Origin of the sequence: Azospirillum sp., assembly GCF_035627195.1 — a bacterium.
Lineage (GTDB): Bacteria > Pseudomonadota > Alphaproteobacteria > Azospirillales > Azospirillaceae > Azospirillum.
Map to the genome: position 1 here is coordinate 1 of NZ_DASPMG010000109.1, position 8,998 is coordinate 8,998.

An 8,998-nucleotide genomic window follows, 5' to 3' on the forward strand; every position below is an offset into this window, starting at 1 on the left:
GGTGGGGGACAGGTCGACCAGCGACTGCACGGTGGAGCGCAGGCACTGCACCAGCGCCTTCTCCGCCCGTTCCGCCGCGTCGCTGCGCGACAGCAGCCAGCGGAGTGCCGCGAGGTGTGCGTGGAACGCCTCGACGAAGCCGGATGCCCGCGGGTCGACGCCGGTGACGCAGGTGGCGAGGCTGGACGCGATCTGGTCGGCGGCGGGGGTGTTGACGGCGGCGTGCTGCAGGTCGGCCACCGCCTGCCACAACGCCGCCGGGTTGGCCTGCGGCGCGTCGGCAAAGGCTTCCAGCCGGCCCAGCGCCGCCATCAGGCGCCGCCGCCGCCGCACCTCGCGGGCACTGGCGGAGGGGGAGGGAAGCTGCGGGACGGGGGGTGCTTCCGGCGCCGGCTCACTCGGTGCCGCGTGCGCCACCTGCCGGCGGGGTTGCTGCGGCACGCTGGGGAACACCGGCTCGCCGGTCGGGCCGTGCGGGTGATTGGCATGCGGGCGGGCGCCGCCCGCCGTTTCATGGCCGCCGGTCCCGGCGCCCGTGCGGGGCATCGGCCGGCGCGGGCGGCGCAGCACCGCCTCGATCCGGCGGACGATCTCCACGGCGGTGGCGGGCTTGGCCAGCACGGCGTCGACGCCGCTGTCCCACGCCGCGCGCACGGTGGAGACGTCGGCCTGCGCGGTCAGCACCAGGATGGGCAGCTCGCTGCACGGGCTTTCGTGGCTGCCGCGGACCCAGCGCACCAGCGCGGCCCCGCCGACCGGCTGCATCACCCAGTCGGTGACCAGCAGGTCGACCGGCTGGCGCTTCAGGATGGCCTTGGCCTCGACGCCGTCGGCGGCGACGACGCAGGCGCAGCCGGTCATGCCCAGCATTTCCTTCAACCCGCGCTGGAGCAGCGGGTTGTCGTCGACGACGAGGATCTTCAGGCGGCTGAACGGGCGGAAGGTCGGGCGTGCGTGCATGGTCGTGGCGGACGGCTCCGGGAAACGGGTACGCCACTATCTGCGAGGCGGGGGACGGAATGCAGGACGTGGAGAGGGGTTAGCGCCATTCCCTGAACCGGTGCCGGCCGGGCAGGGCCGGGCGCGTTCGGCGCACGGCGCGCCGCCGACCGGACATCCCCCCGGAACTCCCCAGGTGTCGGCATGTTGCCTCGGGGCATAGGCCGATCGGGGGTCGACAGGAGGAAAGCATGGCTGGAAACGACAAGCGGCAGTCGACGGAACAGACGCCGGAACAGACCGTCGAGAACGCGCAAACGCCGACGCACGGCGCGATCACCGGCGGGCCGCCGACGCCCGGCCGGGCCGGCAACGGCATGGGCGTGTCCACCGGCGATTACACCGACGCCCCGCCGCCCGGCGCCGACCAGCCGAGCGGCAACGTCTCGAACGTCCCGCCGACGCCCAACGCCGACAAGGCCGAACGGCCCCGCCGGCGGGAAGAGGGTTTGGAGTAGGGCGCCTACCGCACCAGCGTCAAGTCGCGCAGCACCGCCACCTCGTGCGCCTGTTCGTCGAGGCGGGCCTTGACCACGTCGCCGATGGAGACGATGCCGACGAGGTCGCCCGCCTCGTCGCACACCGGCACGTGGCGGTGGCGGCGCTGCGTCATCATCTGCATCAGGTCCTTCACGGAATCGCCGGGCTTGCAGGTGCGGACCTCCTTGGTCATCAGCTCCTCCACCCGCTCGTCCAGCGCCGCTTCGCCGCGCCCGGCGATGGCGCGCACGATGTCGCGTTCGGAGAGGATGCCGACCAGCTTGCCGCGCAGGTCGCGCACGACGACGGCGCCGATCCGCTTTTCCGTCAGCAGCGCCGCCGCCGACGCGACGCTTTCCGAGGGAAGGATGGAGACGACGGTGCGGCCCTTGGAACCCAGCAACTCCGCGACGGTGGTCATGGCGCTTCTCCCCTGGTTCGCTCGCGTGGCGTCCGCCACTTGGGGAAGGATCTAGCGCCGGGCCGCCGGGGTGCAACCGGGCATGCGGGGCACGCGCGCTCCGTCCGAACATGCCTTTATTCTAATGTTTGACCTGGAAGTCGCGCTCCCGACCGCCTATCCTGTGTGGTAACACCAGGGTCGTTCGCGGATTGGGGAGTTGAGGTCATGGGCGGTTGCTGCGGCGGATCGTGTGGGACGGGCGGGACGGGCGGGGCCGGGAGCCCCAGCGGCCGGCAGGCCGATTTCCGGCGCATCCTGACCATCGCGCTGGTGGTCAACGCACTGATGTTCGCCATCGAGCTGACGGCCAGCCTGCGGGCGGACTCCACGGCGCTGCGCGCCGACGCGCTGGACTTCCTGGCCGACGCCGCCAACTACGGCATCAGCCTGTGGGTGTTGAGCCGGGCGCTGGAGTGGCGGTCCTGGGCCGCGGTGGTCAAGGGGCTGTCGCTGGGCGCCATGGGGCTGTGGGTTGTGGCGTCGGCGGCGTGGAACGCGTCGACCGGCGTGGTGCCGGACGCGCCGACCATGGGCCTGATCGGCCTGCTGGCGCTGGCCGCCAACGTGTCGGTGGCGGCCCTGCTGTTCGCCGGGCGGCGCGGCGACGCCAACATGCGCTCCGTCTGGCTGTGCTCGCGCAACGATGCGCTGGCCAACATCGCCGTCATGGTGGCGGGTGCCGGCGTGTGGAGCACGCACACCGGCTGGCCCGACATCATCGTCGCCGCCGGCATCGCCGGCCTGTCGCTGACCGCCGCGTGGTCCATCCTGCGCCAGGCCTTCGGCGAGCTGCGCGCGGAGCACGGGGTGCGCGTGGGGTAGGGCTGTTGCCCTGCTGTGCAAAATGCCCATATCATGTGGGCATGTTGCGCGGAGCGGACGGATGCCAGAGGGCTCGCTGGGGACAGGAACGGGTTTCGATCACCTGATGGATCGCCTTGGCGGTGTCGATGCCGTCGGTTCGGTCGTTCGCACCAAGGAAGACCTGATGCGGGTGGCCGAGGCCGGGCTTCCCGTGGCCGCCGCCGATGCCCTTTCGTTGACCACGCTGAGCAAGGACGAGCTTTTCCGCCTTGTGCTGCCGCGGCGGACCTACGCGCACCGGAAGGCGCAGAGCCGCCCGCTGTCCTCCGAAGAGACCGAGCGCGCCCTGCGCGTCGCCCGCATCGCCGCGCTGTCCGAGGAAACCTTCGGCGACCGCGATGTGGCGGACCGCTGGCTGCGCCGGCCGACCCGTGCCCTCGGCGGGCGGGCACCACTCGACCTCGTGGTGACCGAGCCCGGCGGTGAGTTGGTCGAAGACCTGCTGATGCGGATCGCCCACGGCATGGCGGCCTGAGCGCATGCGCGTCTGGCGGATCGCACGGCGCCCGTACGCCGACCTTCAGGGCATCGGCGGCGAGATGGGCGACGGGCGCTGGCACACGCGGCCGCGGCGGGTCGTCTACCTCGGATCGTCGCTCGCCCTCTCGTCGCTGGAGGTGCTGGTCAACCTCGACTTGCCGCCCGAGTTCCTGCCGCGCGACTATGTTGCGATGGAGGTCGACCTTCCCGACGACCTGCCCGTGACCGACGTGGATCCGGCACAGCTTCCCGCCGGTTGGCGGGAGAAGGCGCAGTGGCCCGCGTGCCAGGGGATCGGCAACCGCTGGCTCGACGGCCGCGACGGGGCGCTGCTGCGTGCACCGTCGGCCGTCATTCCGCTGGAGCACAACATCCTGCTCAACCCTGCTCACCCGGACGCGGCGCGGGCTCGTGTCGTGGCGACGCATCCGTTCTCCTTCGACCCGCGCGTCCTGGCGCTCCTCGGCGCCGCCTTCCGCGAACCGCCTTGACACCCCCGCTCCGCCTGTGGCCAAGTTGCGGGCATGCAGACCGTTTCGCTCACCCTTTCGCGTCGTTGGTGGTGGCCCGAGTAACCGGGCGGCCCTGACGCGTGCGTGAGCACACCCAACGAAGGCCGTCCGGAGGTTCCGGGCGGCCTTTCCCGTTTGCGGGGCCCCGATTGCGGGGGCAGGGCGTCGACAAGGATCTCCGGGCGTGCCGTATCCGACACCCGGAGGCCCCATGATCCCCCCGTACCTCGCCGATCCCCGCCACCTGGACACCTTTGCCGCGACCACCCCCGGCGGCGTGGCCGTAACCCGCACGGCCGAGCGGCTGGCCGACCCCGACGCTGCCTTCGACGCCCTGGCCGGCGCGCTCGACACCCGGCGCGGCCTCGTGCTGTCCAGCGGGGTGGAGGCCCCCGGCCGCTACCGTCGCTTCCGGCTGGGCTTCGCCGATCCGGCGCTGGCCGTCACCGCGCGCGGGCGCACGGTGCGGGTGGAGGCGCTGAACCCGCGCGGGCGGGTGCTGCTGCCCGCCGTCGCCGCGGCGTTGCGTCCGCTGCCCGAACTGGCGGGACTGGAGGAGGCGCCGGGCCGCCTGTCCGCCCTGGTGCGCCGGCCGGAGGGCCGCTTCGCCGAGGAGGAGCGCAGCCGCCAGCCCTCCGTCTTCACCGTGCTGCGCGCGTTGCGCGACGCCTTCGCGCTGCCGGGCGACCCGTTCCTCGGCCTGTACGGCGCCTTCGCCTACGACCTCGCCTTCCAGTTCGAATCCATCAGGAAACGGCTGGAGCGGCCGGACGACCAGCGCGACCTCGTGCTCTACCTGCCGGACGAGCTGCTGGTGGCCGATCCGGCGGCGGGCGTGGCGCTGCGCGTCGCCTACAGCTTCGCGGTGGACGGCATCTCCACCGCCGGGCTGCCCGGCGGCGGCGCCGCGCACGCCTACCGCCCGACCACCAACGCCGCCCCCGAACACGACCACGCCCCGGGCGCCTATCAGGCGGTTGTGGAGAAGGCCAAGGCCGCCTTCCGCCGCGGCGACCTGTTCGAGGCGGTGCCCGGCCAGACCTTCGCCGAACCCTGCGCCGACCAGCCCTCCGCCGTGTTCCGCCGCCTGCTGCGCGCCAACCCGGCCCCGTACGAGGCGCTGATCAACCTGGGCCACGGCGAGTTCCTGGTGGGCGCCAGCCCGGAGATGTACGTGCGCGTCGCCGGCCGCCGGGTGGAGACCTGCCCGATCTCCGGCACCATCGCGCGCGGGGCCGACGCGCTGGGCGACGCCGCGCAGGTGCTGACGCTGCTGAACTCCGCCAAGGACGCGGCGGAGCTGACCATGTGCACGGACGTCGACCGCAACGACAAGGCGCGGGTGTGCGAGCCCGGCTCGGTGCGCGTGCTGGGCCGGCGGCAGATCGAGCTGTACTCCCGCCTGATCCACACGGTGGACCATGTGGAGGGCTGCCTGCGCGGCGGCTTCGACGCGCTGGACGCCTTCCTCACCCACACCTGGGCGGTGACGGTGACCGGCGCGCCCAAGCGCCGCGCCATGCAGTTCCTGGAGGACGTGGAGGCCAGCCCGCGCCGCTGGTACGGCGGCGCCTTCGGGCGGCTGGGTTTCGACGGCGGGCTCGACACCGGGCTGACGCTGCGCACCATCCGCATGCAGGACGGCGTCGCCTTCGTGCGCGTCGGCGCCACGCTGCTGGCCGACAGCGACCCGGACGCCGAGGACGCGGAATGCCGCCTGAAGGGGGCGGCCTTCTTCGACGCCATCAGCGGCACGGCACCCGTGGCTTCCCCCACGGTGGCTGCCGAGTCGCCTGGCCGGGGGCGGCGGGTGCTGCTGGTCGACCATGACGACAGCTTCGTGCACACGCTGGCCGACTACGTGCGGCAGACCGGGGCGGAGGTGACGACGCTGCGCCATTTCCACGCCCGCGCGGCGCTGGCGGAGATGCGGCCGGACCTCGTGCTTCTGTCGCCGGGGCCGGGCCGGCCGGCGGAGTTCGACGTGGCCGGCACGCTGGACGCGGCGCTGGCGCTGGGCATCCCGGTGTTCGGCGTCTGCCTCGGACTGCAGGGCATCGCCGAGCGGTTCGGCGGCACGCTGGGCGTGCTGCCGGAGCCGGTGCACGGCAAGGCGTCGGCCGTGCGTGTGCTGGGCGGCCGGCTGTTCGCCGGGCTGCCGGAACGCTTCCCCGTCGGCCGCTACCACTCGCTGTTCGCGCGGCGCGACACGCTGCCCGATTGCCTGCGGGTGACGGCGGAGACGGAGGACGGGCTGGTGATGGCGCTGGAGCACCGGCACCACCCGGTGGCGGCGGTGCAGTTCCACCCCGAGTCGATCCTCACGCTGGAGGGCGGGGTGGGCGCCCGGCTGATCGGCAACGTGATGCGCGATCTGGCGGGGGCGCGGATGGAAGCGGCTGCGTAGGCGGAAGGCGGCGTCGGGCCGGGTGCGGCCCGACGCCGGACGGCTTACTCCATGCCCAGCGCGGCCTTGTACAGGTCGAGCAGCGTTTCCTGCTCCTGCCGGTCGCTCTGGTCCATCTTGCGCAGCTTGATGATCTGCCGGATGATCTTGACGTCGAAACCCTGGCCCTTGGCTTCGGCCATGATGTCGCGGATGTCGTCGGCGAGACCCTTCTTCTCCTCCTCGAGGCGCTCGACGCGCTCGATGATGCTGCGAAGCTGGGCGGCGGCGATGCCCTGAACGTCGTTCGTGGTGTCCGTCATGTCCGTGTCTCCAGAGGGGCTGCGGCGCCGGCCTCACGGGGGTATCGGGTTGCGCTGTGGCGGGGGACGATATCGGGGCGACCCGCCGATGGCAAGCGGCGCGCTCGGCGTGATGGGCGGTTGTCACGGCGGCACCGGGCGCCCGTGCGGCGCAAGGCCTCAGGGGACCCTTCGCAGCCGCGAACGCTTCCCAACCGTGGGTTATCTCAGGCACGCTAACAATTCGCAGACATTCGCGTGGTAATCGTTTCCTGATGCCGCTGTGTTCCAACCGCTTCCCGAACCGCCTCCGCCGCATGATCCTGGCGGTGCTGCTGGTGCTCGCTCCCTTCGGGACGGCGACGGGTGCGTGGGCGGAGGATCTGGCGATCGGCTTCGGGTCGGACGTCACCACGCTCGATCCGCACTACCAGGGACTGACGCCCAATGTCGTGCTGGCGCGCCACATCTTCGACGCGCTCACCCGCACCGACGCGCGGCTGCGCCTCCAGCCCGGCCTTGCCGAGCGGTGGGAGGCGCTGAACGACACCACCTGGGTGTTCACGCTGCGCGCCGGAGTCACCTTCCACGACGGCGCCCCGTTGCGCGCCGCCGACGTGGTGGCCAGCTTGAAGCGCGCAGCACAACCGACCGACAGCCCCAACCCGCATCTGGCCCGCTTCGCGGCACTGGTCGACGCGCGGGCGGTCGACGACCTGACGGTCTTCCTCACCACCAAGCGGCCGGAGCCGTCGCTGCCGGCCCTGCTGGCGCAGCTCGCCATCATCCCGGAACGGCTGGCCGGCGCCCCGCGTGAGGCGTTCGACAGCGGAGCCGCCGTGGTGGGCACCGGCCCCTACCGGCTGGTCCGCTGGCAGCGCGGCGACGCCATCGAACTGGCCGCCTTCGACGGCCACTGGGCCGGCCCGCCGCCGTGGGAGCGGGTGAGCTTCCGCGTGCTGCCCAAGCCGGCGGCGCGCGTGGCCGCCCTGCTGGACGGGGCGGTGCAGGTGATCGCCCAGGTGCCGCCGGCCGACGCGCTGCGCCTGCGCCAGGACCCGGCGGTGACGGTGGTCAGCGGCCTGTCCGGCCGGCTGGTCTATCTGGGTCTGGACAGCGGGCGCGACCGCTCCCCCTTCGTCACCGACCGCGCCGGCAAGCCGCTGGACCGCAACCCGTTGCGCGACGTGCGGGTGCGCCGCGCCCTGTCCAAGGCGATCAACCGGACGCTGCTGGCCGAACAGGTGCTGGAGGGGCTGGCGATTCCGGCCGGGCAGATGCTGCCCGACGGCTTCCCCGGCGTCAGCCCGCGCCTGAAGCCCGACGCGCACGACCCGGAGGGTGCCCGCCGCCTGCTGGCCGCGGCCGGCTGGCCGGACGGCTTCGGGCTGACGCTGCACGTGCCCAGCGACCGCTACGTCAACGCCCCGGCGGTGGCGCGCAGCATCGGCGTCATGCTGTCGCGGGCGGGCGTGGCGACGAAGGTGGAGGCGCTGCCCAGCAGCCAGTTCTTCCCGCGCGCCGGCCGGCTGGAGTTCAGCGCGCTGATGGCGGGCCTTGGCACCAACACCGGCGAGACGTCGGACATGCTGGTGTCGCTGCTCGCCACGCGCGAACCGACGCGCCAGCGCGGGCAGCTCAACCGCGGGCTCTACTCCAACGCGGCGTTCGACGCGTTGCTGGAGCGGGCGGTGACCGCCATGGACCCGGCGGAGCGCGCCGGCCTGCTGGGCGAGGCGTCCGACATGGCCATGCAGGACGCCGCCCTGCTGCCCCTCTACCACGAGGTCAGCACCTGGGCGATGCGGCGTGGCCTTTCGTACGTTCCGCGAGTCGACGAGTTCACGCTCGCCACCGAAGTCAAGCCCGAACGAACCCACCCTTTGGAGTAGGTCACAAACCTGACCTCTCTCTGTATGGTGCGCGGCCCCATCCGCATATGCGCGTTGGGGGTCGGGGCGGCTTCACAAAGGACGCCGAATCCGGCAAACATGCCCACTTCTCGTGCCGATTGCCTACGGCTCGGACACTTCGCGGCAGGGAGAGTCATAATGAAAGTCGCCATACCGAAGGAGCGACGGGCCGGTGAGCTGCGCGTCGCGGCTTCGCCGGAGACGGTGAAAAAGCTGAAGGGCCTCGGCCTCGACGTGGTGGTGGAGAGCGGTGCGGGTCTGGGGGCCAACATCCTCGACCAAGCCTACGCCGACGCCGGCGCCACCCTGGCGCCCGACGCGGCGGCGGCGCTGGCCGACGCCGACATCGTGCTGAAGGTGCAGCGCCCGCTGCTGGCCGGCGAGGGCGAAGCGGACGAGCTGGCGCTGATCAAGCGCGGCGCCATGCTGTTCGCCATCCTCAACCCCTACGACAGCCGCGACGCGGTGAAGGCCTACGCCGACGCCGGCGTCAACGCGTTCGCCATGGAGTTCATGCCGCGCATCACCCGCGCGCAGGTCATGGACGTGCTGTCCTCCCAGGCCAACCTCGCCGGCTACAAGGCCGTCGTCGACGCGGC

Annotated in this window: 9 protein-coding genes and 1 pseudogene; 7 read left to right on the top strand and 3 right to left on the bottom strand. The window is 72.5% G+C overall.

The annotated features are described in order from the left end of the window. Positions 1–960: response regulator (locus VED21_RS09895; RefSeq protein ID WP_324882176.1), on the bottom strand; the 960-nt coding region annotated here is incomplete at its 3' end. A gap of 230 nt (positions 961–1,190) precedes the next feature. On the opposite strand from VED21_RS09895, the gene VED21_RS09900 reads away from it, so the two are divergent. Continuing rightward, positions 1,191–1,457, top strand: a complete 267-nt coding sequence (locus tag VED21_RS09900; protein ID WP_324882177.1) for a hypothetical protein — start codon at positions 1,191–1,193, stop codon at positions 1,455–1,457. Positions 1,458–1,462: 5 nt separating this feature from the next. On the opposite strand, the gene VED21_RS09905 is transcribed toward VED21_RS09900, so the two are convergent. Further along, positions 1,463–1,900: a CBS domain-containing protein gene (locus VED21_RS09905; RefSeq protein ID WP_324882178.1), complete on the bottom strand. Its 438-nt coding sequence runs from the start codon at positions 1,898–1,900 to the stop codon at positions 1,463–1,465. A gap of 207 nt (positions 1,901–2,107) precedes the next feature. On the opposite strand from VED21_RS09905, the gene VED21_RS09910 reads away from it, so the two are divergent. The 4 genes from VED21_RS09910 to VED21_RS09925 all read left to right on the top strand — a co-directional run bounded on the left by VED21_RS09910 (position 2,108) and on the right by VED21_RS09925 (position 6,205). Next, complete coding sequence (locus tag VED21_RS09910) at positions 2,108–2,764, top strand: cation transporter (protein WP_324882179.1); 657 nt, start codon at positions 2,108–2,110, stop codon at positions 2,762–2,764. Positions 2,765–2,870: 106 nt separating this feature from the next. Next, a complete protein-coding gene (parS, locus tag VED21_RS09915) occupies positions 2,871–3,281 on the top strand; it encodes a type II toxin-antitoxin system Xre/ParS family antitoxin (protein WP_324882180.1) in 411 nt (136 codons plus the stop codon). A 4-nt stretch (positions 3,282–3,285) separates the two neighbouring features. Next, positions 3,286–3,777 (top strand): RES family NAD+ phosphorylase, encoded by a 492-nt coding sequence (locus VED21_RS09920; protein ID WP_324882181.1) that lies wholly within the window; start codon positions 3,286–3,288, stop codon positions 3,775–3,777. A gap of 232 nt (positions 3,778–4,009) precedes the next feature. Beyond that, positions 4,010–6,205 carry an anthranilate synthase gene (locus tag VED21_RS09925; RefSeq protein WP_324882182.1) on the top strand — a complete coding sequence of 732 codons (2,196 nt, stop codon included), beginning with the start codon at positions 4,010–4,012 and terminating at the stop codon, positions 6,203–6,205. A gap of 44 nt (positions 6,206–6,249) precedes the next feature. On the opposite strand, the gene VED21_RS09930 is transcribed toward VED21_RS09925, so the two are convergent. After that, positions 6,250–6,507 carry a DUF2312 domain-containing protein gene (locus VED21_RS09930; RefSeq protein ID WP_324882183.1) on the bottom strand — a complete coding sequence of 86 codons (258 nt, stop codon included), beginning with the start codon at positions 6,505–6,507 and terminating at the stop codon, positions 6,250–6,252. Between the two features lie 254 nt (positions 6,508–6,761). On the opposite strand from VED21_RS09930, the gene VED21_RS09935 reads away from it, so the two are divergent. Next, a complete protein-coding gene (locus VED21_RS09935; protein ID WP_324882184.1) occupies positions 6,762–8,378 on the top strand; it encodes an ABC transporter substrate-binding protein in 1,617 nt (538 codons plus the stop codon). Positions 8,379–8,537: 159 nt separating this feature from the next. Then, positions 8,538–8,998, top strand: a pseudogene (locus VED21_RS09940) (NAD(P)(+) transhydrogenase (Re/Si-specific) subunit alpha); the annotation flags it as partial.